Raw genomic sequence first — 22654 nt, 5'->3', positions numbered from 1 at the left:
CTCCTACAGTAGACCTAATTCGCTTGCAGCAGGCCCATAGGCTTACTTGATCCGTTGACCCGGCTTGGCGCCGCTGTCAGGGCTCAGCAGGTAGATCTCTTCACCACCAGGGCCGGCCGCCATGACCATGCCTTCGGAAATACCGAACTTCATTTTCCGTGGCTTGAGGTTGGCGATCATCATGGTCAGGCGACCGTCGAGCTTGGACGGGTCTGGGTAAGCGCTCTTGATCCCGGAGAACACGTTGCGTTGCTCGTCACCGATGTCCAGTGTCAGGCGCAGCAGCTTGTCAGCCCCTTCCACGGCTTCAGCCTTGACGATCAGCGCGACACGCAGGTCCACGGCAGCGAAGGCATCAAAGTCGATTTCCGGCGAGATCGGGTCTTTGGCCAGCTCACCGTTGCCGGCTGGCGCAGCCGAGCCGGTGTCGGTCTGGCTGGCAACCAGGTCTTCTTTCGAAGCGTCGGTCATGGCCTGGACTTTAACCGGGTCGATACGGGTCATCAGCGGCTTGAACTCGTTCAACTGATGGTTGCTGAGCAAGGTGGCGTGATCGTTCCAGGTCAGCGGCGCCACATTGAGGAACGCCTCGGCATCCGCGGCCAACAATGGCAGCACCGGCTTGAGGAAAATCACCAGTTGGCGGAACAGGTTGATGCCCGTTGCACAGATCGCCTGGACTTCTGCCTGCTTGCCTTCCTGCTTGTTCAGCGACCACGGCGCCTTGTCGGCGATCCACGCGTTGGCGCGGTCGGCCAGGCCCATGATCTCGCGCATCGCGCGGGCAAAGTCGCGGGCTTCATAGGCGTCGGCGATGCTTGGCGCAGCGGCCAGGAACGCTTCCGTCAGTTCCGGCGCGGCGTTCTCGGCCACCAGTACACCGGCGTTACCCTTGTGGATAAACCCGGCGCAACGGCTGGCGATGTTGACGACCTTGCCGACCAGGTCCGAGTTGACCTTCTGTACGAAGTCTTCCAGGTTCAGGTCGAGGTCATCGACGCCACGGCCCAGCTTGGAGGCGTAGTAGTAGCGTAGGTATTCCGGCGACAGGTGGTCCAGGTAGGTGCGCGCCTTGATAAAGGTGCCACGGGACTTGGACATCTTCTGGCCATTGACCGTCAGGTAGCCGTGCACCGCGATGCCGGTTGGCTTGCGGTAGCCCGAACCTTCAAGCATCGCGGGCCAGAACAGGGCGTGGAAGTTGACGATATCCTTGCCGATGAAGTGGTACAGCTCGGCGGTGGAATCCTTGGCCCAGAAGGCATCGAAGTCCAGCTCAGGCGTGCGATCACACAGGTTCTTGAAGCTGGCCATGTAGCCGATCGGCGCGTCCAGCCACACATAGAAGTACTTGCCCGGCTCGCCCGGGATCTCGAAGCCGAAGTACGGCGCGTCGCGGGAGATGTCCCACTGCTGCAAGCCGGCATCCAGCCATTCGGCGATCTTGTTGGCGACGGCGTCCTGCAGCGTGCCGCTGCGCGTCCAGGTTTGCAGCATCTGCTGGAAATCCGGGAGCTTGAAGAAGAAGTGCTGGGAATCCTTGAGCACCGGCGTGGCGCCGGAGATCGCCGACTTCGGATCCTTCAAGTCAGTCGGTGCATAAGTAGCACCGCATTTTTCGCAGTTGTCACCGTACTGGTCTTCTGTGCCGCATTTCGGGCAGGTGCCCTTGATGAAGCGGTCGGCCAGGAACATTTTCTTTTCCGGGTCGAAATACTGCGTGATCGAACGCTGGGCAATGTGTCCGGCGTCTTTCAAGCGCAGGTAGATCTGGCTCGACAGTTCGCGGTTTTCGTCGGAGTGGGTCGAGTGGAAGTTGTCGAAATCCACCAGGAACTCGGCAAAGTCGGCGCTGTGTTCAGCCTGCACGTTGGCGATCAGTTGTTCCGGGGTGATGCCTTCCTTTTCGGCGCGCAACATGATGGCCGAACCGTGGGCGTCGTCCGCGCAGACATAAATGCATTGATTGCCGCGATGCTTCTGGAAGCGCACCCACATATCGGTCTGGATGTACTCAAGCATATGGCCAAGATGGATCGAACCATTGGCATAGGGCAGGGCGCTGGTGACGAGAATCTTGCGTGGCTCGGACATGGGGCTCGGCTACTTGATGAAACGGAGGTCGGCCACTATAAAGCGCCGGGAAATATATTTCACCCCGTGGCGCCGTTTCAGAATCTTCCGAACCTGCGAAAGCATGCCGTTGGGCGGCTGGAACGGTTAGGATAGCCGCCTGTTTCAGTCAGTCTTTTTTCGGGAGTAGCCCATGAGCGCCGTCAATCGCGCAGCGGTGGAAGCCGTTCTTCGCCAGTACACCGACCCCTATTTGAACCAGGACCCGGTCAGCTCCGGCTGTGTGCGCGCCATCGAAGTCCGCGGCGACCAGGTGTCGGTCCAGTTGGAATTGGGCTATGCCGCAGGCCTTTTCAAGAGCGGTTGGGCGCAGATGCTGCAAATGGCCATCGAAGGCCTGGACGGCGTACGGTCGGCCAAGGTCGACATTCAATGCGTGATCGCCGCGCACAAGGCCCAGGCGCAGATTCCGGGTCTGGCCAACGTCAAGAACGTTGTCGCCGTGGCGTCCGGCAAGGGCGGCGTGGGTAAGTCCACTACGGCGGCCAACCTGGCGCTGGCTCTGGCTCGTGAAGGTGCGCGCGTGGGCATTCTCGACGCCGATATCTATGGCCCGAGCCAAGGTGTGATGTTCGGCATTACCGAAGGCACTCGGCCGAAGGTCAAGGACCAGAAGTGGTTCGTGCCTATCGAATCCTTGGGCGTGGAAGTGATGTCCATGGCTTTCCTCACCGATGACAACACGCCGATGGTCTGGCGCGGGCCGATGGTTTCCGGCGCGTTGCTGCAACTGGTCACCCAGACCGCTTGGGGTGATCTGGATTACCTGGTGATCGACATGCCACCAGGCACCGGCGATATCCAGCTAACCCTGGCGCAGAAAGTCCCGGTGGCCGGCGCGGTGATTGTCACCACCCCCCAGGACCTAGCGCTGCTCGACGCGAAAAAAGGCGTGGAGATGTTCCGCAAGGTCAATATCCCGGTGCTGGGCGTGGTTGAGAACATGGCGGTGCATATCTGCTCCAACTGCGGCCACGCCGAGCATCTGTTTGGTGAGGGCGGTGGCGAGAAACTGGCGACTCAATACGGTGTGGAGCTGTTGGCCTCGTTGCCGCTGTCAATGCTGATCCGTGAGCAGGCGGACGGCGGCAAGCCCACCGTAGTAGCCGAACCGGATAGCCCGGTCGCCATGATCTATCAGGAGCTCGCACGTCACGTCGGCGCGCGAATCGTCCTGCAGGAAGCTGCAGCGCCGGCCATGCCGACTATTACCGTCAGCGACGACTGAGGGTGATGCAGGGAAAAGGCCTCGACCCTGTCGGGGCTTTCTCATGTCTGGAGGGCGGTCAAGCGGTGGCGGTTACGCATTTACGCAATTGGTCGCGTAAGCATTTACTTACTTTTTCGTAAGCGATTGGTTTTTTTACCCGTCTTGTGCGGCCCAGTTCTTCGAGAGCTTTTTCTATCTAATTGAAATATAACAATTAATTATTTCATGGTGCCCGCGAGAGCCTGCCAGCCAATGGGTTGGATGCCGTTGAACTTCCTTTGGAACTCTCTAACATCAGCCCTGTGTCCACGGATTGGCACAGCCATCAAGGAACGATGGTTGAAGGAACGTCGCAGGATGCGACTCATCAGGATGATGAAAAGGAATAAAGGGACTAGGGAAAAAATGTGGGCGGGTCATACCGCCCCTTTTTTTTTGTCTGTAGAAAAGTGAAACCCGCCATCCAGAAACGCAAAAAGGCCCGCAAGGGGCCTTTTAGGGGGGCGACGCTATTAGCGTTCGAGCTCTGCAATCTTACCTTTTTTGCCATCCCACTCCGCTGCGTCCGGCATCGGGTCCTTGCGCTCAGTGATGTTCGGCCAGATTTCCGCCAGCTCGACGTTCAACTGAATAAATTGCTGCATCTCTGCCGGGACTTCATCCTCGGAGAAAATAGCGACGGCCGGGCATTCAGGCTCACACAGGGCGCAATCGATGCACTCATCCGGGTGGATAACCAGGAAATTCGGGCCTTCGTAGAAGCAGTCCACCGGACACACTTCTACGCAGTCGGTGTACTTGCACTTGATGCAGTTGTCGGTGACGACGAAGGTCATTTCTAATTTTCTCCTCAGGCGGCGGCAGCGAAACCCCTTATGGCGGGGTTCGCGAGGTTCGGGAGCGATAATCTGCAGGCCAGGCTAAACGCCCGCAGCATCCCAAACCGCGCGAGATAATATCAGCTTGCAAGCGTCTGCGTTAGACCCGTGTCTTCAGTGCATAGAGCAATTCCAACGCTTTTCGCGGCGTCAAGTCGTCCAGGTCAAGCTTTGCCAGCTCATCCAGTACCGGATGGGGCAGGCTCGCGAACATATCGCTCTGGTGCGGCGCGGCCGGCTTGTTGGAGGTTTTGGCAGCGCTGGCGACCACGGTTTCATGGGGCAGCGCCGTGGTTTCCAGCCGGCTGAGGTGTTCGCGAGCGCGGGTGATCACATCGTTCGGCACACCGGCCAGTTGTGCCACGGCCAAGCCGTAACTCTGGCTGGCAGGCCCCGGCAACACATGGTGCAGGAACACAATGCGCTCGTTGTGCTCGGTGGCGTTCAAGTGCACGTTGGCCACCAGTGGTTCGCTTTCCGGTAGAACGGTCAGTTCGAAATAGTGGGTGGCGAACAGCGTGTAGGCGCGCAAATGCGCCAGGCGCTCGGCCGCCGCCCAGGCCAGGGACAGGCCGTCGAAGGTGCTGGTGCCGCGTCCCACTTCGTCCATCAATACCAGGCTGCGTTCGGTGGCGTTGTGCAAAATATTGGCGGTTTCGCTCATTTCCACCATAAAGGTCGAACGGCCACCGGCCAGGTCATCGCTGGAACCGATCCGGGTGAAAATGCGATCAACCAGTGACAGCTCGCAACTCGCGGCCGGGACAAAACTGCCGATATGTGCGAGCAACACAATCAAGGCGGTCTGACGCATATAGGTGGATTTACCGCCCATGTTCGGACCGGTGATGACCAGCATGCGGGTGTCGTCGTCCAGCGACAGGTCGTTGGCGACGAACGGGGTGGTCAGCACCTGCTCTACAACAGGGTGGCGACCTTGCACGATACGCATGCACGGCTCGCTGACAAAACGCGGGCAGTTCAGGTCAAGGTTCAGCGCACGTTCGGCTAGGTTGCTCAGCACGTCCAGTTCGGCCAGGGCGGCGGCGGTGTCCTGCAGCGGCGCCAGTTGGCTGATCAAGTCTTCCAGCAACGCTTCGTAGAGCATTTTTTCCCGAGCCAAGGCGCGGCTCTTGGCCGACAGCGCCTTGTCTTCGAATTCTTTCAGCTCCGGCGTGATAAAACGCTCAGCACCCTTGAGGGTCTGGCGACGTTGATAGTCGACAGGTGCCGACTCGGCCTGCTTGCTGGGCAACTCAATAAAGTAGCCATGCACGCGGTTATAGCCGACTTTCAGGTTGGCCAGGCCGGTACGGGCTTTTTCGCGGGCTTCCAGGTCAATCAGGAACTGCCCGGCGTTTTCGCTCAGGGATTGCAGTTCATCCAGCTCGCTGTCGTAACCGGTCTTCAATACGCCACCGTCGCGGATGATCGCGGGCGGGTTGTCGATGATGGCTTTTTCCAACAGCGTCGCCAGTTCCGGGTAGGTGCCAGCGGTTACCGCAAGCTGTTGCAGGTGCGGCGTATCCAGTTCAGTCATCGCTACTTGCAGTTGCGGCAAGGCGCCGAGGGCATCGCGCAGACGCGCCAAGTCACGCGGGCGCGCGTTGCGCAGGCCGATCCGCGCCAGAATGCGCTCTATATCGCCGATTTCCTTCAACTGCGGCTGCAGCTTTTCAAAGCGATAGCCGTCCAGCAGACAGGTAATAGACGACTGACGCGCTTGCAGCACGCTCAAATCCCGCAACGGACGGTTCAGCCAACGGGTCAGCAAACGGCTGCCCATGGCGGTCTGGCAACGGTCAACCACCGATTGCAGGGTGTTATCGCGCCCGCCGGCCAGGTTGGTGTCCAACTCCAGGTTGCGACGGCTCGCACCATCGAGCACAACGGTGTCGTCCAGGCGCTCATGGCGCAGGCTACGCAAATGCGGCAGGGCCGTGCGCTGGGTTTCCTTGGCATAGCCAAGCAAGCAACCGGCGGCACCAATGGCCAGGGTCAGGGTTTCGCAGCCGAAGCCTTTGAGGTCCTGCACCGAGAATTGCTGGCACAGACTTTTCAATGCCGAGTCACGCTCAAAATCCCACGGGGCACGACGTTTGGTCCCACGACGTTTTTCCGCTGGCAGGTCCTTCGGCCAATCATCCGGAATCAACAACTCCACCGGATTGATGCGCTCCAACTCCGCCAGCAGATTCTCCCAGCCCTTGATCTCCAGCACAGTGAAGTTGCCACTGGTGATATCCAGCACCGAAAGCCCGAACAGACGCTCATCACCCAGCACCGCGGCGATCAGGTTATCGCGACGCTCATCCAGCAGCGCTTCATCGCTCACCGTCCCCGGCGTAATAATGCGCACCACCTGACGCTCAACCGGCCCTTTACTGGTCGCCGGATCGCCGATCTGCTCACAGATCACCACCGACTCGCCCAGTTTCACCAGCTTGACCAGGTAGCCTTCCAACGAATGGTAAGGAATCCCACACATTGGAATCGACTGCCCCGCCGACTGCCCGCGCGCGGTCAGGGTGATGTCCAGCAATTTGGCGGCCTTTTTCGCGTCTTCGTAGAAGATCTCGTAGAAGTCGCCCATGCGATAGAACATCAACTGATCAGGGTGCTGGTTTTTCAGGCGCCAGTACTGCTGCATCATCGGCGTGTGGGAGGACAGATCGGAGCTGTTTTTACTCATTAGGTTATAGGCAAATTCGTTGAAAGTGATGGGGCAAAGGTGGGGCGCTCGGCCCAGCTGATTTTGCAATGGGCGCAAGATTAACACGCGAGGTCGGGGGTTCGCAGTCCACATCAAGATAGGTAGGTCGGCCTGGTAAATGCATGATTTATGCATAAGAATGCAAATTAGCATTTGCCAGCCCCAAAAACTCCCGTCACTATGCCCGTTATGCAAAAACGCAACGTTTCTATCGTCTTACGCGAGCTGCTGGACCGCGACCGGATCTCCCCCACGGAGCTTCACCGGCGTACCGGCGTGCCTCAATCCACGTTGTCCCGGATCCTCAGCGGCAAGATCGTTGATCCGTCGGACAAGCACATCTCGCGCATCGCCGAGTACTTCCGCGTGAGCACCGACCAACTGCGCGGCCGCGCGGCGGTGGGGGCTTTGCACGATGACGGGCGCGACCCGATGCATTCGGAACTCAAGGACATAAGCCTGTGGGACGACGACACGCCCGTTAATGATGACGAGGTGTCGATCCCTTTTCTGCGCGAGGTTGAATTGGCTGCTGGATCAGGAAGATTCGTCATCGAGGAAAGCGAGAAGGCCAGCCTGCGATTTGGCAAGCGCAGCCTGCGGCATAACGGTGTGCAGTTCGACCAGGCCAAGTGTGTGACGGTGCGCGGCAACAGTATGTTGCCGGTGTTGCGTGATGGCGCGACGGTTGGGGTGAATGCGGGCAAGAGTGGCATTGGTGATATCGTCGATGGCGACCTGTACGCCATCAATCACAATGGCCAACTGCGCGTGAAACAGCTCTATCGCCTGCCTTCCGGGATTCGCCTACGCAGTTTCAACCGTGATGAGCATCCGGATGAGGACTACAGCTTTCAGGACATCCAGGATGAGCAGATCAGCATCCTCGGTCATGTGTTCTGGTGGGGTATGTACGCCCGATAACCTCCTCACGTAAGACGAAGCCCGCCAATGCGCGGGTTTTTTTTCGCCCGTAGAAAACCCCAAACCCTCGGTGTGCAAGGCTGAAAATGCATTAATGCATTTTAATGGTAAAAATAAATGCATTTGTGCATTGACTGTATATGCATACATGCATATTCTTCATCTCAAGCCAGCCAACAAGGCCTGGTGGAGGCGGCAAGGATGCTGCCAAGGAAGACAAGGACGGCACGCAACATCGGCAAGGATGCCATCTGAGCGATGGCAGGGACGCCAGGTAACACCGGCAAGGATGCCGACGCTCTTTAGTTTCACCGCATTACAAGAACAGGCAGCGATGAACCGGCCTCAACGGTTCAGAGGGTTGGCAACTGACCCGGGTGTGCAGCGTAAAGCACCAGAAGCAGTTATCCGGCAGACAGGGATCGTGGTCGGAAAAAATTGATGAAAGAACCGTACCGCGCCAGTAGCGCCGACAGTTCGAAGCGGGACCGCATTACTGAAAAGCCCGGGCAACCGGGCTTTTTGGAATGCCTACCTGTAAATGGATTTACCCAGAAACCGGCCCTTTGCCGGCAGGCTCAGCCAGGAGGCGTGACATGACAAACGAGCAGCAAGTGTTAGCGGAAATGCCTATCTGGCTGGTGATCGCACTGGCCCTGGTGGGTGGGGTGTCCGGCGAAATGTGGCGCGCCGACAAGGAGGGCGCCCGCGGTTGGTCGCTGATCCGGCGCCTGGCGCTGCGGTCCGGGGCGTGCATGGTCTGCGGGGTATCGGCGTTGATGCTGTGCTACGCCGCCGGCATGTCGATCTGGACCGCCGGCGCCATAGGTTGCCTGACCGCCATGGCCGGCGCGGACGTGGCCATCGGCCTCTATGAACGCTGGGCGGCCAAGCGCATTGGGGTCAACGAGCCCCCGAACTCTCGCCCGGATCAGCAGTAACCGCTGCAAGGATGCAAGCAGATGACACTTCTCGAAAAACCTTCCCAACTGCCTGTGGCGATTGCGGACGCGCTGAAAAGCGCTTTCCCACAACTGCTAGTAGGCAACCACCAGGACTTCTCCGGAACAGGAGATAAAACCGGGATTTTGATCAGCGTGGAGCGCAACGGCCCGGGGGGGCGCTCCCTTGCCGGGCGCAAGGCACACGCTTTGTCGGTTTCACTCAAGGCCATGGTCGCCAGCGGGTCCGCGCCCTTTGACGCCTGCGACCTGGCCAGCCAATTGATGGACCTGGCCTTGGATAACCGTTGGGGCCTGCCGCCCGATCAGTGCGATTTGCCCGCCACGATTGTCGCGGCGCCTTCTGGTCTTAACGGGGCGGAAACGGACTACGACACCTGGACCGTGTCCTTTACCCAAAACATCTACCTCGGCCCGTCGCTGCTCGAAGATCCCACCGGCAAACCGCTGTTTGCTCGCACCTGGGAAGTCTCCGACATCGACGATCCGGACCAATATCGCCCGCTGCAGGAGTAGCCCATGTTTGACGCATTGTTACGCATGCAGTTGGGGCCGATTGTCGAGCGCCTGGCGGAAATGGAAGCCCAGCTCGAAGACTTGTATCGACGCGCAGAAAGTTTCTGCCGCATTGGCGTGTGTCAGGAGGTCGACGCCGCCAGCAATACCTGCAAGGTCAGCCACGGAGATTTGCTCAGCCCGGCGATCCGGTTTTTTAACCCGAGCGCTGGGGCGCAAACGGAAACCCGTATCCCGTCAGTGGGTGAACAATGCTTGCTGCTCAACTACGGCGGCGGGGAAGGGGGCGCGCAGTCCGTAGCCTTGTTCGGCCTCAACAGTAGTCTCTTTCCGCCTGTTTCCGGTGTTACCTCATTGACGCGACGTCGCCATCAGGACGGCACCCAAAGCGATTACGACGACGCCAGCCACGTCTTCAACTGGGTTAACGGCCCAACCACGTTCAGCGGCTCCCGCGAACAGGTCGACGTCAAGGTCGGCGCCGCCAGCCTGACGATGAATGCCCAGAGCATCACCCTGCAACTCGGCGCCTGCGGCTTATTGCTGGATGCTGCCGGTGTGCATTTGAGCGGCCCGGTGGTGGATCACCAAGGCCGCGTGATCAGTAGCGCATAAGGATTTGCCATGATCGGAATCGATAGGAACACCGGGGCAGCCGTCGATGACTGGCTGCAGTTCGTGCAGCGCGCCACCCGAGCGCTGACCACTCCCGTGGGCACTCGCCAGAAGCGTCCGCTGTATGGGTCGCTGATACCACAACTGCTTGGCCAGAACCTTGGCGACGACGTGCTGATCCTCGCCCAAAGCCACGCCGCTCAGGCGTTCTACAACACCCAGAACGGCATCGCCGACTTTCAACCCCAGGTCATCGTCGCCACCCGCCAGGGCGCCGGCCTGTTGCTGCGTTTTGCCGGTACCTGGAAAAACCGCCAACAATCTTTCGAGGTCGTGACATGAGCATGCTGATCCCTGGCCAGAACCAACTGGCGGAACCGGCGATTATCGCGGTCGATGAGTTCGAACCTTTGTTGGCTGAGTTCAAGGCCTTCGTCGTCGATTACGTGGCCACCCGAGCGCCGCCAAGCGCGGCCAAACTCAAGGTCAGTCTCGACAATGAAAGCGAGCTGCTGACCCTGGCCCTGGAGGCGTTTTGCGTGCGCCTGCAAACCCATGAGCGCAAGTACAACGCCCGCATCAAGCAGATGTTGGCGTGGTGGGCTACCGGCAGCAACCTGGATGCGCGCCTGGCCGATATGGGCCTGGAGCGCCAAGTGCTCGACCCCGGCGACCCAGCGGCGTTCCCGCCGGTGCCGCCGATTCTGGAGAGCGACGACGACGCCCGTCTGCGTTACTACCTGGCACCGCATGCCCCGGCGGCGGGGTCGCGCATGCAGTATCGCCGTGAGGTGTTCACCCTTGGCGAGCGGCCTTCGGTCAAGGTGCAAAGCGCCACGTCCGGCGTGGTGACCGTCAGCTACACCTTCGACGCGGACGGCTATGCGGCTCAGGTCAAGGACGGCAATGGTCGGCGCACCGCCCCTGGCGAAGTGATGGTCACCGTGCTTTCAAGAGACGGAGATGGCACACCGTCCGCCGGTTTGCTTGACGGTGTTCGTCGCCATTTCGCACGGCCGGATGTACGCCCGGAGACTGACCTCGTCAGCGTCCAGGGTGCGCAGATTCAGCCCTACAAAATTCGCGTCGTGGCCAAGATCAACGCCGGCCCCGATTCGGGGTTGACCCAAGTCGCTGCGCAGCAACTACTGCAAACCTACGCCGACTCCTGCCATCGCCTTGAAGGGCGGGTTGACCCGAGCTGGATCGACTACGCGATCCACAGCGCAGGTGCCGCGCAACTGCAGATCCTCGAACCGCTGGAGCCGATCATCAGTTCGGCGTTCCAGGCCCCGTATTGCACGGGCGTCGAGGTGGAGGTGCGCACGCTATGAGTGAGCCCAAAGCGAGCCTGTTGCCGGCCAATAGCTCACCGTTGGAAAAAGCCTTGGACCTGGGTTTTGGCCATTTACTGGAGCGGGTCACGCCACCTTTCCCTCAACTGATGGACCCGGATCGTACGCCTGCGGCGTTCTTGCCCTACCTGGCCGCGGACCGTGCGGTGAACGAATGGAGCACCACGGCCCCCGAAGCCGAGAAGCGCCTGACCGTCAAACTCGCCTGGCCCACCGCCCGCCAAGCCGGCACCCGCCAAGCTCTGGAGAACGCCGCCAAAGGCCTGCAACTCAGCCCCGAAGTGCGCGCCTGGTACGAGCAAACCCCCAGAGCCGTGCCCTACAGCTTTGCCGTACGGGCCTGGACCGAACAGCCCTACAGCGAAGCCATCGACGCCCGACTCGACCGCCGTCTGGCCGACGCCAAAAGCGAGCGCGACATCCTTTCGATCTCCGTGGGCCTTAGCGCCTCTGGCCGCCACAGCATCGGCGCCGCCACGCTGTGCGGCGAACTCACCACGATTTACCCCAACGTCCTGGCAGGGATACAAGCCTCCGGACGCGCCTTTATGGCGGTCGGCCTCTACACCGTCGAAACCACCACCCTTTATCCACAGGAGCACTAAATGGCTGACTATTACACCCTGCTCACCGACGCGGGGATCGCCTACGAAACCGCCTGCAAGGCTGCCGGCGTACCGATCAAACTGGCGCACATGTCCGTCGGCGACGGCAACGGCGCCGTCTATAACCCTGACGCCAGCGCAAAAGCGCTGAAACGCGAAGTCTGGCGCGGGCCTTTGAACGCGCTGTTTCAAGATGAGAAAAACGCTAATTGGTTGATGGCTGAAGTCACCATCCCGTCGGATGTGGGCGGCTGGTATGTGCGCGAAGCCGGGCTGTGGACGGATACCGGGATTTTGTATGCCGTGGTTAAGTATCCGGAGTCGTATAAACCGGTGCTGGCGACGTCGGGGTCGGGGAAAGAGTTTTATATTCGCTCGATTTTTGAGACGAGTAACGCGGCGGTCGTGACGTTGTTGATTGATGACACGGTGGTGAAGGCGACTCGGGCTTGGGTGATGGATTATCTGGGGAAGGGGACGTATTCCAAGGCTGAGATTGAGACGTTGATTGCTCAGTCTTCGGCGTTGCCGGTGGGGTCGATGGTTGCGTTTCCTGTTGATAAGGTTCCGGCGGGGTTCCTGGAAGTTGATGGGAGCGTGAAGAGTGCTTCGGCATATCCGGACTTGGCGAAGTTTCTTGGTGCGGTTTTCAATAAAGGAGACGAAGGAGCTGGGGATTTTCGACTGCCGGAGTCGCGTGGAGAGTTCTTGCGCGGCTGGGACCATGGGCGTGGTGTTGATACGGGTCGTATGATCGGTAGCGGCCAGGCTCATTCTTTGCAAAGGCACGATCACGCTATGTGGTCGGGTGGCTCCTATGGCAGTACAAATCCAACTGGAGGTGGTGCAGCTGCGGCTTGGGTTAACGGCGCAGTAACGGATATGAAGACGGGCATCACTGGCTCGGATGAAACACGCCCACGTAATTTGGCCGTTATGTGGTGCATCAAAGCCTGGAATGCACCTATCAACCAAGGGACCATCGACGTTTCGGTACTCGCCTCACAGGCAACTGAAACCAATCAGGGCACAGCGAGAACTGCCACCCAACCCCAAACTGACGCAGGTGTCGACGACACCACAATCGTAACCCCGAAAAAAATGCGTTTCGGCTTCGCCATGAACTTCACTGCAGCCAGCGGATACATCCTGTTTCCAACTTGGCTCGGCGGCCTGCTGCTCCAGTACGGTCGTGCGTCTCTGGCGGCTGACCAGTTCACCACCTTGACCTGGCCTCTGGCTTGGCCTGACGCCTGCTACGCCATCTCTGGCGCAGTGCATTCGTCATTTGCCCGTGTCGATGATGGTGTTTCTGCCCAATATCGAAGCCTCACCAAAACCACGGTCATTCTGGACCGGCAAGATATCGGAACGGCAGTCGCCAACAACCGAGATATGTTCGTCATCGGAATCGGAAAATAACCATGAGTATTTTTTATTGCGCAGAAACGGGTGGTTTTTATCTGCCCGGCATGCAGCCGCCTGATAGGGCTTGCCAGGAAATTACCAATGCGCGTCACGCTGAGCTCCGGGCTGAAAACGCTGCCGGGAAGATCATTGCCGCTGATGACCAAGGTGCACCCATCGCGATTGATCCGCCAGGGCTAAGCATCGATCAAGTGGCAGCTAAGGAGCGTGCATGGCGGGATCGAGTGTTGGTAGCCGCTACCGGAATCCGCGATAGGCACCGGGATCAGTTGGAGCTAGGTGTTTCGCCTACCTTGGTTCCTGAGCGGTTCATCGAATTGTTGAACTACATACAGCTATTGCGTGACTGGCCACAGTCTGCAGATTTTCCCCATTTGGAAAAGCGCCCGGAGCCTCCAAGCGGGCTCGCCGAACAAACCTCATAAACGCCAACTGACCACCCAAACCGCTCACCGCGGTTTTTTTTCGCCTGGAGATTCTCTCTTATGCCCACCCGCCAAACCTACACCGTCCTCATCCCATTCCCCACCGGCGCCGGCCATTGGTCTTCCGTCGGTCAGGAACTCGACCTCCTGGACGTCGAAGCCTCCGCCCTGCGCACCGCCGGCCGCCTGGAACTGACCAGCGTCCTCAACCCCACCCCGGCCAAAAAGGCCACCACCAAGAAGGCTGACTGATCATGGCTGAGGTTTTGAACTTCGAGCACAACGGCATCACCGTCAATGCGACTGAATCCCCTGAGGCCATGGGTGGCCTGGGTGACAACGTGATCGGCTTGGTCGGCACCGCGCCGAAGGCCCATGCGTCGATCCCGAAAAATTCCCCGTTCCGCATCAACAGCTTTACCACCCAAGCGCTGCTGGACCCGACCGGTACCGAGTCGGGTACGCTGTTCCACGCGGTGTACCAGATCCTCAAAGTGGTGAAGGTGCCGGTTTATGTGGTGATCGTGGAAGAGGGCGCCACACCGGCCGACACCCAGAACAACGTGATCGGCGGCGATGAGCCGGTCACTGGTCGCAAGCTCGGCCTGGCTGCCCTGGCCAGCGTGCCGGAAGACCTGACCATCATTGGCGCTCCAGGCTTTACCGGCACCAAGGCCGTGGCCGGTGAGTTCGCCTCGTTCGGCAAGCGCATCAAGGCGCGTGTGGTGCTGGATGGCAAAGACGCGAGCGTCGCCGACCAAGTGACTTACAGCGGCGAACTGGGCGGTGCCGACCTGGGGTTCGACCGTTGCCTGCTGGTGCACAACATGCCATCGGTGTACTCCAAGGCCGCCAAGAAAAACGTGTTTCTCTCACCATCGACCCTCGCCATTGCCGCATTGGCCAAGGTCAAGCAATGGGAAAGCCCAGGCAATCAGGTGACGTTCGCCGAGGACGTTTCCCGCGTGGTCGAGTACAACATCCTCGACACTTCCACCGAGGGCGACCTGCTCAACCGCTACGGCGTGAGCTACTACGCCCGCACTATTCTCGGCGGCTTCTCGCTGCTGGGTAACCGTTCCATCACCGGCAAGTTCATCAGCTACGTCGGCCTGGAAGATGCCATCAGCCGCAAGCTGGTCAAGGCTGGTCAAAAAGCCATGGCCAAGAACCTCACCAAATCCTTCATGGATCAGGAGGTCAAGCGCATCAACGACTGGCTGCAAACCCTGGTCGCCGATGAAACCATCCCCGGCGGCAGCGTCTACTTGCACCCCGAACTGAACAGTGTCGAGAAGTACAAGAACGGCACCTGGTTCATCGTCATCGACTACGGCCGCTACGCGCCAAACGAACACATGATTTATCAACTCAACGCCCGCGATGAAATCATCGAGCAGTTCCTGGAGGACGTTCTCTAATGTTTACCAATCGAGTCAGACAGGCCATTGCGGCCACCCTTCAAGGTTTGCCGTTGTCCGCGACGGTCACCTCTTTCTCTCCGCCGAAGATTGACTTCGACATGGAGCCGATGACCGGCGGACGTTTTATCGCAGAGGAAATGGCCAAGAGTGCCAAGGCGCTGAACGCGTCCCTGGAACTGCAAGGCGCCGGCCCGGAAGTCATGCTGGCCCTGGGCGTTCGCCTGGGTGATGACATCCTGCTCAACGTGCGCGAAGCCGGTCAGGACCAGGACGGCAAGACCTATTTCACTTACCACACGGTCGGCGGCAAGTTGAAGTCGTTGGGCGAAACTGCGCTGAAGATGGGTGAAAAACCTGCCACTACGTTGGAGCTGTCCTGCCGCACCTACACCCGCCTGGAAAACGGTATCCCGGTGATCGACATCGACGTGCGCACCCAGAAGTTCGTGCTCAACGGCGTCGACATTCTGGGCGATGCCCGCCGCGCGGTGCTGATGCCTTAAACGCGAGCGTGATCTGAAGTGGGCACGGGCCATGTGGGAGCCGGGCTTGCCCGCGATACAGGCGACTCGGTTTGTCAGTTGTACCGAGTTGACGTCATCGCAGGCAAGCCAGCTCCCACATTGATCGTGTTCGCTCTGAGATATCCGGCATTTTTCAACGATGTTTGAACAAGGAATTGCTCCATGGCCTGGATGCCACCGCTACACCGCCTGCTCTCGCCGATCACCGCCGACACCGGCGCGACGATCGAGCAGGTGCAACTCAAGCCGCTGTACTACGCCGCGCAAAAAGATGCGCTGGCCCGGGCCGGTGAGAACGAGGACGACCAGTTCTTCGAACTGGCGAAACTCGCCACCGGCCTGTCGGAAAAAGAGCTTGATCAACTCAAGCGCCCGGACTACGTGACCATCGCCCAATACGTCCACGAGATGTCGACGCGTCCTGCGTCGTTCTTCCTGGGCGAGCAGTCTGAATCGCCCCACGACCAGCCCGTTCAACTGCTGTTGCCCCTCGATGCTGCCGGCCGCACTTTCACCGAGCTGTCCCTGGAAATGCCCGCCCTGCGCGCCACCAAAGTGATGAAAAAACTCGCCACCAACAAAGAGCGCGCCGAGTTCATCACTGCTCACTGCAGCGGCCTGATGATCCCCGATCTCGCCGGCCTGACCGTGCCCGACTGGACCGAACTGCAGGAGCGCATCGACGATTTTTTAAATCAACCAGCGGCTTTCTTTCGCAACGCGACATCGACGTGATCCTCGATGTGGTGCCGCTGGTTTACTCGGTAAATGAGGCGGAGATCCTGGAGTGGGATGCCGCCAAAGCATTGCGCCGCTACGACATCGCGATCACTCGCCTTGGCGTTAAACAGGAGTAGAGCGGGATGCAAGAAACTAAGTATGGGATCAGGCTCGCCCAGGAGGACTTCCGCTGGATGATCGGCGACGCGGACCTTGGCAATGTGCTCGCGCCGTTTTCCACGAGCGCAGCGGCACCTGTAAGCCTGGAGGGTGCATCGCAGCCGCAGGTGGAGCTGCGCTCTGCGTTGGTCACGCTCAGTGTGGATATCAGCGCCTTGACCCAGGAACAACTGCGGTTGCGCGAGACGTTGGAGACGCTCAACAGTACGTTGTTCATCAACAGCGATGCTCTGGTGCCCAAGGCGACCGATGTCGCCACGAGCGCGCCGAAGGATGAGCCCAAGAAACCCGCTGACGGTGCGGTGATGAGCACGGTCAAGGCGGCCGGCGGCGAATTGTGGGACGCGCTGACAAGCAAGGTTGCAGAAAAAGCGATTGATCTGGTCTTGGACACGGCTACCAAGAAATACAAAGGTCGCAAAAAAAACGGCGGGCGCAGTGCTGGGGGACTTAACCTGCTCGAACAAAGCCGCCAGGCTTTGGGCGGCTCGTCCATGGGCGTTCAAACGGGGGCGAACCCGCAAGGCTTTCAATCCTTTGCCGGGGCAAGCGTCGCAACGCCAACGCCAACGCAGCCAAACGTACCCTCGGGTGCCTTGACCGATGCCGTCGCCAAACTCGAATCCGTCGGCATTCGGCGTCTCGCGCCACTGAGAACCGCCGAGGCCACCCTGACCGTGATCCAGGGCGTGCGCAACGGCGACGCCAACGCCATCGGCTCAGGCCTGAGTACCGCCGGCGGTGCCTGGGCAGGCGCGTCCGCCGGGGCGGCCATCGGCACGCTGGTTTTTCCCGGCGTCGGTACGGCTGTCGGTGGTGCAATCGGTGGCGTGTTGGGCAGTGATGCGGGCGCGTGGCTGGGTGACAAACTGTTTGGCCAGAGTGATCGCCTGCCTGCGCCCAATACAGTGAGCAAGGAACTCAGTTCGGCGCGCACGGATGACGTCCAAGTCACTATCGCCCCCAGTATCCAGATCACCGGCGTAAACCCCGCCGACGCCCAACAGGTCGTCAACCAAGTGATCCAGGCCTTGCAATTTCGGTGCATGCCCATGGTTCCGGACGCTCTGGGCATCCGACGCAACGCGGCACTGGCCGATCCAGGAGGTGATTGATGCGACAACAAATGGTGTTAGGCGATTTTATTTTTGGTTTGTCCCGGGGCTTCGCTTATTCCTCGCTTAGCCGTAGCAGCGACGGCGGCTGGAGCGACCTGGCGATTATTGCCAGCAAGTCGCAGTCGCGGCAGAGCGGCCAGAAGCTGGAAAAACTCACATTCAATGGTATGGCCATGTACGGCGTAGGTATGCAGCGGTTGGACGAATTGCGCGCGCTGCAAAATGAGCGAGCGCCGCTGCCGCTGGTGGACGGCATTGGCCGTAACTGGGGCCTGTGGCGGATCAATTCGGTGCTCGAAACCCAGAGCAATGTGATCGACGACGGCACCGCGATGGTGATGACTTGGACCCTTGAGCTGGAGGAATTCGTCAATGCGTAGAGTCCGAAGTATCGCGGGTGATTCGGTCAACCTGCTGCTCTACCGTGAGCTGGGGCGTTGCGATGATGCGGCCGAAGAAACCCTGTGGCGCGTGAACCCCACACTGACCGAGCACGGTCCCGTACTGCCAGCGGGTGTGTGGGTGATCGTGCCGGAAATGCAAGCGCGGCCGGCAGCGGTTCGGCCTGTTCTGGCGTGGGATTGAGGAGGGTTTATGGCACAGGGATTTACGCCAATCGTAGAGTTCTACGGCGCTAACGCAGCATTGCTCAACCAACGCATCATGCGTTGGAGCCACACCGACGGGGTGGGCATCCAGTCTGATCGGCTCGAACTGACCCTCAATATCGAAGGGCTCGATGGCTTGCCGAGCTTGAGCGGCAAGATAGGCTTGCGCGTCGGTTACAAAGAGTCGGGGCTGGTGGAAAAAGGCCAGTTTCTCATTAGCCAGCGCACACCCGTGCTGTTTCCCATGCGCTTGATGATCATCGCCACTGCGGCGCCCTTCAGCGAAAGTGACCCAAGCGGCTACCGCCAGCGCCGATCAGCCAGCTACGGGCCAACCACTCTAGGGGCGCTGTTTCGCCAACTGGTCAGCCGGCATGGGTTTTCGCCGCGTGTGGCGCCGTCTCTGGAGAGCATTGCGGTGCCTCATATCGACCAATCCAATGAAAGCGACATGGCATTCATCACGCGTCTGGCCAAGCGCTACTGTGCGATCACTAAACCGTTCAACGAACTGTATGTGCTCGCCGAGGCCGGAAAAACCCGGACACTGACCCTTCAGCAATTGCCGGAAGTGAAGTTGTCTGTGACCCGGGACAACCACCCTGGTGATCAAGCCTTTATCACCGCCACGCTCAACGATAAAACGCGGTCGAAATACCAGGGCAGCTGCGTGACGTGGTGGGATGCAGCCGCAGGCAAGCAACACGTCGTTGAAGTCGGGATCGCACCCTTCAAGACCTTGCGCCAGCGCTTTCAGAATGAAGCGGAAGCCCGCGCCGTCGCCGAGGCTGAATTGCGCCGGGTCGGCCGTGAGGGCTTGGAGTTAGTGATCGATTGCCCTGGCAATCCTTTGCTGGCTGCCGAAGGGTTGTTGCGGCTCGATGAAACCTGGCCTGGGTATATGCAGGGGCGTTGGTCGATCACCCAGGTGATTAATGTGGGTGACCCAGTGACGGGGTATCGCAGTTCGATCACCGCGGGCGGTTTGTCGGAATAGACGTTTCTTCAGGGTGAGATGGATGCTGATTACACTGCCACAACTGATTCAAATCCTGCCTGGAGCCTTCCGTGGGGCGAGCCTTTTTCTGCCTGCGTTCAATGCTGCATTTGCCCGGTACGAGATTGACAGCGCTCGTCGTGCGGCAGCATTTATCGCGCAAGTCGGCCACGAGTCCGGGGCGTTGCGCTACGTATGCGAACTGGGCAGCGAGCAGTATCTGAGCAAGTACGACACGGGTCTGTTGGCTGCGCGTTTGGGCAATACGCCCGAAGCGGACGGCGACGGCCAGAAGTACCGGGGCAGAGGCCTGATCCAGATCACCGGGCGGCGCAATTACTTGGCCTGCAGCCGGGCGCTGTTCGGCGATGAGCGTTTGTTACAGGCCCCGACGTTACTGGAGCAGCCGCAATGGGCTGTCGAGTCGGCGGCCTGGTTCTGGCAGAGCAATGGCCTGAACGAACTGGCCGACAAGGACCAGTTCACCACCATCACGCGGCGTATCAACGGCGGGCTCAACGGGCTGGAGGATCGCTTGCGGCTGTGGGCGCGGGCGAAGGAGGTTTTGTGCGTTTTCTGAGTGTGTGCCGACTGATCGGCGTGTGCCTGTTGATGGCCGTTATCTGGCAAGTGCAGTCCTGGCGGTACGGGGCGCAGATTGAACGTTTGTCGGCAACACAGACGCAGGCAGCCCTGCAACAAGAGAGGGCTGAACAGGCCAGACGGCTGGCCCTGGAGCAACAACTCAGCACCAGCGACACACAACATGCTCGGGAGTTAAGCGATGCACACCATCATCAGGCTGTTTTGCGCGACCGGCTGGCCACTGCTGATGTACGGTTGTCAGTCCTTCTCGACGCATCCAGTGACTGTTCAGTGCCAGCCGGCACCCCCCCCGGCGGCGTGGTTCATGCAACCCCGCGAGCCCGACTTGACCCGGCGCATGCTCAGCGAATTATCGGCATCACCGACGATGGTGATAACGCCCTGATCGCCTTGCGCGCCTGTCAGGCGTACGTGCGCGCCGTCGCCCGCTAGCTTCTTGAGACAGTCCGTCACTTGCGCGTGCGATTGGCTCCTGTAGGGTAAGCAAACCCCCGCCTACGTCTGGAGACGACCGTGAATGAAATCACTCAACTGGCTGCTGAACTGGGTCGCCGTCTACAGGTGCTCAACGCCCATATCACCACTGCCGAGTCCTGCACCGGCGGCGGTATCGCGGAAGCTATCACGCGTATTCCGGGGAGTTCGGCGTGGTTCGAGGCGGGTTATGTCACTTATTCCAATCGGCAGAAGACGCGGCAATTGAATGTGCCGGAAACGTTGTTTCCAAAAGTTGGCGCCGTCAGCCAGGAAGTGGTGGAAGCAATGGTGCGTGGCGCGCAGGAAAAGAGCCTGGCGCGATTTGCCGTCGCGGTCAGCGGTGTGGCGGGGCCGGATGGCGGTTCGCCGGACAAACCGGTGGGCACCGTCTGGCTGGCCTTTGGCGTGGGAGAGGACGTCACGGCCGAACTCGAACACTTTACCGGCAACCGCGACGAGGTCCGCCGACAAACGGTAAAAGCCGCGCTAGAGGGCTTGTTGCGACGAGCTGCAGCAGAAATAGAAAATCAGGGGTAGGCGATCTCCGATCTTTGTGGAACAATACTGTCTACTTATACAGGTGTTGGCCGCCCCGGCCTTATTGATTACGTGAGGACTTTAATGGACGACAACAAGAAGAAAGCCTTGGCTGCGGCCCTGGGTCAGATCGAACGTCAATTCGGCAAGGGTGCCGTAATGCGTATGGGCGATCACGACCGTCAGGCGATCCCGGCTATTTCCACTGGCTCTCTGGGTCTGGACATTGCGCTCGGCATTGGCGGCCTGCCAAAAGGCCGTATCGTTGAAATCTACGGTCCTGAATCTTCCGGTAAAACTACCCTGACTCTGTCGGTGATTGCCCAGGCGCAGAAAATGGGCGCCACCTGTGCGTTCGTCGACGCCGAGCACGCACTGGACCCTGAATACGCCGGCAAACTGGGCGTCAACGTGGACGACCTTCTGGTTTCCCAGCCGGACACAGGTGAGCAAGCCCTGGAAATCACTGACATGCTGGTGCGCTCCAACGCCATTGACGTGATCGTGGTCGACTCCGTGGCTGCCCTGGTTCCCAAGGCTGAAATCGAAGGCGAAATGGGCGACATGCACGTGGGCCTGCAAGCCCGTCTGATGTCACAGGCGCTGCGTAAAATCACCGGTAACATCAAGAACGCCAACTGCCTGGTGATCTTCATCAACCAGATCCGTATGAAGATCGGCGTGATGTTCGGCAGCCCAGAAACCACCACCGGTGGTAACGCGTTGAAGTTCTACGCTTCGGTCCGTCTTGATATCCGCCGTACCGGCGCGGTGAAAGAAGGTGACGAGGTTGTGGGTAGCGAAACTCGCGTTAAAGTCGTGAAGAACAAGGTGGCCCCGCCTTTCCGTCAGGCCGAATTCCAGATTCTCTACGGCAAGGGTATCTACCTGAACGGCGAAATGATCGACCTAGGCGTGCTGCACGGTTTCGTCGAAAAATCCGGTGCCTGGTATGCCTACAATGGCAGCAAGATCGGTCAAGGCAAGGCCAACTCGGCCAAGTTCCTGGCAGACAACCCGGACATCGCGGCCACGCTTGAGAAGCAGATCCGCGACAAGCTGCTGACCCCTGCGCCAGACGTGAAAGCTGCCGCCAACCGTGAGCCGGTTGAAGAAGTGGAAGAAGCCGACACTGATATCTGAAGCAAACGATGACAGTTGTACTGGATACACTCGTCGCCGTTCGGCGCACCGCGATGGACCTGCTCGCTCGACGCGAGCATGGTCGAGTCGAGCTGACGCGTAAATTGCGTCAGCGCGGCGGGGAACCCGAGATGATCGAAACTGCCCTCGACCGTTTGACGGAAGAGGGACTGCTTTCGGAAGCCCGTTACCTCGAAAGCTTTGTCTCCTATCGAGCCCGCTCCGGCTATGGCCCTGCGCGTATTCGCGAAGAACTGAGCCAACGTGGCTTGCAGCGTGCGGATATCGATCTTGCCCTGCGTGAGTGCGGTATCAGCTGGCAGGCGCAGCTGGAAGACACCTGGCGGCGCAAGTTTTCTGGCCATCTTCCGATTGATGCCAGAGAGCGTGCGAAACAGGGACGCTTCCTGAGTTATCGCGGGTTTTCGATGGAGATGATCAGTCGCTTGTTGAGCGGTCGGGATATGGACGACTGACCGCAGTTGGTCTAGTTAACGGGCGCTGCGACGATTCGACAAGCCCGCTCACTACAACAGTGTGTAGATACCTAAGCCGC

The 22654-nt window shown here is 59.6% G+C and carries 27 protein-coding genes; 24 read left to right on the top strand and 3 right to left on the bottom strand.

The window, feature by feature from the left end; all coding sequences use genetic code 11:
- Positions 1 to 42: 42 nt before the first annotated feature.
- On the bottom strand, positions 43 to 2094 hold the full coding sequence (metG, locus tag AACY30_RS24155) for a methionine--tRNA ligase (protein WP_049709745.1): 2052 nt from the start codon (positions 2092 to 2094) through the stop codon (positions 43 to 45).
- Positions 2095 to 2266: 172 nt separating this feature from the next.
- On the opposite strand from metG, the gene apbC reads away from it, so the two are divergent.
- Positions 2267 to 3361, top strand: a complete 1095-nt coding sequence (gene apbC, locus AACY30_RS24150) for an iron-sulfur cluster carrier protein ApbC (protein ID WP_339469333.1) — start codon at positions 2267 to 2269, stop codon at positions 3359 to 3361.
- Positions 3362 to 3855: 494 nt separating this feature from the next.
- Here apbC and fdxA read toward each other — a convergent pair whose 3' ends face one another.
- Positions 3856 to 4179 carry a ferredoxin FdxA gene (gene fdxA, locus AACY30_RS24145; protein WP_065872510.1) on the bottom strand — a complete coding sequence of 108 codons (324 nt, stop codon included), beginning with the start codon at positions 4177 to 4179 and terminating at the stop codon, positions 3856 to 3858.
- Positions 4180 to 4321: 142 nt separating this feature from the next.
- Positions 4322 to 6913, bottom strand: coding sequence for a DNA mismatch repair protein MutS (mutS, locus tag AACY30_RS24140; RefSeq protein WP_339541230.1), 2592 nt, complete (start codon positions 6911 to 6913; stop codon positions 4322 to 4324).
- Between the two features lie 201 nt (positions 6914 to 7114).
- Between mutS and AACY30_RS24135 the strand changes: the two genes are divergently transcribed.
- The 23 genes from AACY30_RS24135 (at position 7115) to recX (ending at position 22574) form a co-directional block, all read left to right on the top strand.
- Complete coding sequence (locus tag AACY30_RS24135; protein ID WP_339541229.1) at positions 7115 to 7858, top strand: LexA family transcriptional regulator; 744 nt, start codon at positions 7115 to 7117, stop codon at positions 7856 to 7858.
- Positions 7859 to 8454: 596 nt separating this feature from the next.
- Positions 8455 to 8799, top strand: coding sequence for a phage holin family protein (locus AACY30_RS24130; RefSeq protein WP_339418273.1), 345 nt, complete (start codon positions 8455 to 8457; stop codon positions 8797 to 8799).
- A gap of 21 nt (positions 8800 to 8820) precedes the next feature.
- Positions 8821 to 9336, top strand: a complete 516-nt coding sequence (locus tag AACY30_RS24125) for a hypothetical protein (protein WP_339541228.1) — start codon at positions 8821 to 8823, stop codon at positions 9334 to 9336.
- A 3-nt stretch (positions 9337 to 9339) separates the two neighbouring features.
- Positions 9340 to 9951 carry a phage baseplate assembly protein V gene (locus AACY30_RS24120; RefSeq protein WP_339418269.1) on the top strand — a complete coding sequence of 204 codons (612 nt, stop codon included), beginning with the start codon at positions 9340 to 9342 and terminating at the stop codon, positions 9949 to 9951.
- Positions 9952 to 9960: 9 nt separating this feature from the next.
- Entirely contained in the window at positions 9961 to 10293 is a 333-nt protein-coding gene (locus AACY30_RS24115; RefSeq protein WP_339541227.1) for a phage baseplate protein, read from the top strand.
- A complete protein-coding gene (locus AACY30_RS24110; RefSeq protein WP_339541226.1) occupies positions 10290 to 11285 on the top strand; it encodes a baseplate J/gp47 family protein in 996 nt (331 codons plus the stop codon). The genes AACY30_RS24115 and AACY30_RS24110 overlap by 4 nt, the downstream gene beginning before the upstream one ends.
- A complete protein-coding gene (locus AACY30_RS24105) occupies positions 11282 to 11911 on the top strand; it encodes a phage tail protein I (RefSeq protein ID WP_339469401.1) in 630 nt (209 codons plus the stop codon). Before AACY30_RS24110 ends, AACY30_RS24105 begins: the two co-directional genes overlap by 4 nt.
- Complete coding sequence (locus tag AACY30_RS24100; protein ID WP_339541225.1) at positions 11912 to 13333, top strand: phage tail protein; 1422 nt, start codon at positions 11912 to 11914, stop codon at positions 13331 to 13333.
- 2 nt (positions 13334 to 13335) lie between these two features.
- Positions 13336 to 13764: a phage tail assembly chaperone gene (locus AACY30_RS24095; protein WP_339541224.1), complete on the top strand. Its 429-nt coding sequence runs from the start codon at positions 13336 to 13338 to the stop codon at positions 13762 to 13764.
- 60 nt (positions 13765 to 13824) lie between these two features.
- On the top strand, positions 13825 to 14016 hold the full coding sequence (locus AACY30_RS24090) for a hypothetical protein (protein WP_339469405.1): 192 nt from the start codon (positions 13825 to 13827) through the stop codon (positions 14014 to 14016).
- 2 nt (positions 14017 to 14018) lie between these two features.
- Complete coding sequence (locus tag AACY30_RS24085) at positions 14019 to 15185, top strand: phage tail protein (RefSeq protein WP_339418256.1); 1167 nt, start codon at positions 14019 to 14021, stop codon at positions 15183 to 15185.
- Positions 15185 to 15691: a phage major tail tube protein gene (locus tag AACY30_RS24080; RefSeq protein ID WP_339418254.1), complete on the top strand. Its 507-nt coding sequence runs from the start codon at positions 15185 to 15187 to the stop codon at positions 15689 to 15691. The genes AACY30_RS24085 and AACY30_RS24080 overlap by 1 nt, the downstream gene beginning before the upstream one ends.
- Positions 15692 to 15874: 183 nt before the next feature.
- A complete protein-coding gene (locus AACY30_RS24075) occupies positions 15875 to 16447 on the top strand; it encodes a phage tail assembly protein (protein ID WP_339469408.1) in 573 nt (190 codons plus the stop codon).
- Entirely contained in the window at positions 16444 to 16569 is a 126-nt protein-coding gene (locus AACY30_RS24070) for a hypothetical protein (protein WP_024073744.1), read from the top strand. The genes AACY30_RS24075 and AACY30_RS24070 overlap by 4 nt, the downstream gene beginning before the upstream one ends.
- A 6-nt stretch (positions 16570 to 16575) precedes the next feature.
- Positions 16576 to 17727, top strand: a complete 1152-nt coding sequence (locus AACY30_RS24065; protein WP_339541223.1) for a hypothetical protein — start codon at positions 16576 to 16578, stop codon at positions 17725 to 17727.
- Positions 17727 to 18110, top strand: a complete 384-nt coding sequence (locus AACY30_RS24060; RefSeq protein WP_339418244.1) for a phage tail protein — start codon at positions 17727 to 17729, stop codon at positions 18108 to 18110. Before AACY30_RS24065 ends, AACY30_RS24060 begins: the two co-directional genes overlap by 1 nt.
- The gene (locus tag AACY30_RS24055) at positions 18103 to 18315 is read left to right on the top strand and encodes a tail protein X (RefSeq protein ID WP_339469411.1); all 213 of its coding nucleotides are present in this window, start codon (positions 18103 to 18105) and stop codon (positions 18313 to 18315) included. Before AACY30_RS24060 ends, AACY30_RS24055 begins: the two co-directional genes overlap by 8 nt.
- A 9-nt stretch (positions 18316 to 18324) precedes the next feature.
- The gene (locus AACY30_RS24050) at positions 18325 to 19335 is read left to right on the top strand and encodes a phage late control D family protein (protein WP_339469412.1); all 1011 of its coding nucleotides are present in this window, start codon (positions 18325 to 18327) and stop codon (positions 19333 to 19335) included.
- Between the two features lie 22 nt (positions 19336 to 19357).
- Positions 19358 to 19915: a glycoside hydrolase family 19 protein gene (locus tag AACY30_RS24045; RefSeq protein WP_339541222.1), complete on the top strand. Its 558-nt coding sequence runs from the start codon at positions 19358 to 19360 to the stop codon at positions 19913 to 19915.
- On the top strand, positions 19903 to 20373 hold the full coding sequence (locus tag AACY30_RS24040) for a lysis system i-spanin subunit Rz (protein WP_339541221.1): 471 nt from the start codon (positions 19903 to 19905) through the stop codon (positions 20371 to 20373). Before AACY30_RS24045 ends, AACY30_RS24040 begins: the two co-directional genes overlap by 13 nt.
- An 81-nt stretch (positions 20374 to 20454) precedes the next feature.
- Complete coding sequence (locus AACY30_RS24035; protein ID WP_339469415.1) at positions 20455 to 20955, top strand: CinA family protein; 501 nt, start codon at positions 20455 to 20457, stop codon at positions 20953 to 20955.
- Between the two features lie 84 nt (positions 20956 to 21039).
- Positions 21040 to 22098, top strand: a complete 1059-nt coding sequence (gene recA / locus AACY30_RS24030; protein WP_048720087.1) for a recombinase RecA — start codon at positions 21040 to 21042, stop codon at positions 22096 to 22098.
- An 8-nt stretch (positions 22099 to 22106) separates the two neighbouring features.
- Entirely contained in the window at positions 22107 to 22574 is a 468-nt protein-coding gene (gene recX, locus AACY30_RS24025; protein WP_339418233.1) for a recombination regulator RecX, read from the top strand.
- Positions 22575 to 22654 lie beyond the last annotated feature (80 nt).

Source organism: Pseudomonas sp. RA_5y_Pfl1_P24 (assembly GCF_963970945.1).
Classification (GTDB): Bacteria; Pseudomonadota; Gammaproteobacteria; order Pseudomonadales; family Pseudomonadaceae; genus Aquipseudomonas; species Aquipseudomonas tritici.
This window is presented reverse-complemented; position numbering and strand designations above follow the sequence as displayed.

Excerpts from the sequence above, each read along its gene's own strand:
- metG (WP_049709745.1), bottom strand. The coding sequence starts at position 2,094 with ATGTCCGAGCCACGCAAGATTCTCGTCACCAGCGCCCTGCCCTATGCC.
- apbC (WP_339469333.1), top strand. The coding sequence starts at position 2,267 with ATGAGCGCCGTCAATCGCGCAGCGGTGGAAGCCGTTCTTCGCCAGTAC.
- fdxA (WP_065872510.1), bottom strand. The coding sequence starts at position 4,179 with ATGACCTTCGTCGTCACCGACAACTGCATCAAGTGCAAGTACACCGAC.
- mutS (WP_339541230.1), bottom strand. The coding sequence starts at position 6,913 with ATGAGTAAAAACAGCTCCGATCTGTCCTCCCACACGCCGATGATGCAG.
- AACY30_RS24135 (WP_339541229.1), top strand. The coding sequence starts at position 7,115 with ATGCCCGTTATGCAAAAACGCAACGTTTCTATCGTCTTACGCGAGCTG.
- AACY30_RS24130 (WP_339418273.1), top strand. The coding sequence starts at position 8,455 with ATGACAAACGAGCAGCAAGTGTTAGCGGAAATGCCTATCTGGCTGGTG.
- AACY30_RS24125 (WP_339541228.1), top strand. The coding sequence starts at position 8,821 with ATGACACTTCTCGAAAAACCTTCCCAACTGCCTGTGGCGATTGCGGAC.
- AACY30_RS24120 (WP_339418269.1), top strand. The coding sequence starts at position 9,340 with ATGTTTGACGCATTGTTACGCATGCAGTTGGGGCCGATTGTCGAGCGC.
- AACY30_RS24115 (WP_339541227.1), top strand. The coding sequence starts at position 9,961 with ATGATCGGAATCGATAGGAACACCGGGGCAGCCGTCGATGACTGGCTG.
- AACY30_RS24110 (WP_339541226.1), top strand. The coding sequence starts at position 10,290 with ATGAGCATGCTGATCCCTGGCCAGAACCAACTGGCGGAACCGGCGATT.
- AACY30_RS24105 (WP_339469401.1), top strand. The coding sequence starts at position 11,282 with ATGAGTGAGCCCAAAGCGAGCCTGTTGCCGGCCAATAGCTCACCGTTG.
- AACY30_RS24100 (WP_339541225.1), top strand. The coding sequence starts at position 11,912 with ATGGCTGACTATTACACCCTGCTCACCGACGCGGGGATCGCCTACGAA.
- AACY30_RS24095 (WP_339541224.1), top strand. The coding sequence starts at position 13,336 with ATGAGTATTTTTTATTGCGCAGAAACGGGTGGTTTTTATCTGCCCGGC.
- AACY30_RS24090 (WP_339469405.1), top strand. The coding sequence starts at position 13,825 with ATGCCCACCCGCCAAACCTACACCGTCCTCATCCCATTCCCCACCGGC.
- AACY30_RS24085 (WP_339418256.1), top strand. The coding sequence starts at position 14,019 with ATGGCTGAGGTTTTGAACTTCGAGCACAACGGCATCACCGTCAATGCG.
- AACY30_RS24080 (WP_339418254.1), top strand. The coding sequence starts at position 15,185 with ATGTTTACCAATCGAGTCAGACAGGCCATTGCGGCCACCCTTCAAGGT.
- AACY30_RS24075 (WP_339469408.1), top strand. The coding sequence starts at position 15,875 with ATGGCCTGGATGCCACCGCTACACCGCCTGCTCTCGCCGATCACCGCC.
- AACY30_RS24065 (WP_339541223.1), top strand. The coding sequence starts at position 16,576 with ATGCAAGAAACTAAGTATGGGATCAGGCTCGCCCAGGAGGACTTCCGC.
- AACY30_RS24060 (WP_339418244.1), top strand. The coding sequence starts at position 17,727 with ATGCGACAACAAATGGTGTTAGGCGATTTTATTTTTGGTTTGTCCCGG.
- AACY30_RS24055 (WP_339469411.1), top strand. The coding sequence starts at position 18,103 with ATGCGTAGAGTCCGAAGTATCGCGGGTGATTCGGTCAACCTGCTGCTC.
- AACY30_RS24050 (WP_339469412.1), top strand. The coding sequence starts at position 18,325 with ATGGCACAGGGATTTACGCCAATCGTAGAGTTCTACGGCGCTAACGCA.
- AACY30_RS24045 (WP_339541222.1), top strand. The coding sequence starts at position 19,358 with ATGCTGATTACACTGCCACAACTGATTCAAATCCTGCCTGGAGCCTTC.
- recA (WP_048720087.1), top strand. The coding sequence starts at position 21,040 with ATGGACGACAACAAGAAGAAAGCCTTGGCTGCGGCCCTGGGTCAGATC.
- recX (WP_339418233.1), top strand. The coding sequence starts at position 22,107 with ATGACAGTTGTACTGGATACACTCGTCGCCGTTCGGCGCACCGCGATG.